General features: G+C 61.5%; 1 protein-coding gene. It reads left to right on the plus strand.

The annotated features are described in order from the left end of the window. Positions 1-70: 70 nt before the first annotated feature. Positions 71-979, plus strand: a 909-nt coding sequence (locus AC1DRJ_RS29600; protein ID WP_477805249.1) for a calcium-binding protein, incomplete at its 3' end; no start/stop codon positions are given.

Raw genomic sequence — 979 nt, forward strand, 5'->3', positions numbered from 1 at the left:
TTGCCGATGGTGACACTCTAGTCCTCTCCGCGAGCAACCGGCTGGTTTTCGAGGGGGGGCTCGCACCACGGTGCCTACGCTGGGCGCTGCGCTCGGTTTCGGCGGCAACGGCTTCACCGAGGTCTTCTATGTCGCAGGGGCTGCCAGCACACTGCTGTTCGCGGACTCCAACGACAACGGCGTGTTTGACGCAACAGACTTCTCCGTACAACTGACGGGTCTGCAAAACCTGATAAAAGCCGATTTCGGCACCACGCCTTTTGTCCTGCGTGGCACCGAAGGCAATGACGTGATCAACGGCACTGCAGAGGTCGACAGGATCTTCGCGCTCGGTGGAAACGACGTGGTTAACGCCGGAAACGGCAATGACATCGTCGACGGCGGCGCCGGCAACGACGTCCTCAACGGTGGTGCGGGCAACGACCTGTTGACCGGTGGGCTGGGCGCCGACGTCCTGAACGGTGGCGACGACCGCGACAGCATCACGGGCAACGACGGCAACGACATCATAGATGGTGGTGCCGGCAATGACCCGCTGCTGGCCGGCGGCAACGGCAATGACATCGTGAGTGGCGGTGCAGGCAACGACACGATGGACGGCGATGCCGGTAACGACCAGCTGTTCGGCGGCATCGGTAACGATGATCTATTCGGTGAAGATGGCAACGACCAGATGTTTGGCGAGGACGGCAACGACGAACTGTTCGGCGACGCCGGAAGCGACCAGTTGTTCGGCGGCAATGGTGACGACGTGCTCGAAGGCGACGCCGGGGCAGACCAGTTGAACGGCGGCGCCGGCAATGACGAGTTCGATTTCTTCCTCGGCTCGTTTAACCCGAACTCACCCTTCGCGACCTTCGATACCGTCCAGGACTTCCAGGGCGCAGGTGTGGCGGGGGGAGATACAATCGAGCTGGTCGATGAGTTCGTATTTCGTGGACAGGTCACGCTCAATCCACAATTGGGCGCGGTACTGGTC

It is taken from the genome of Pseudomonas sp. P5_B2 (assembly GCF_056400445.1).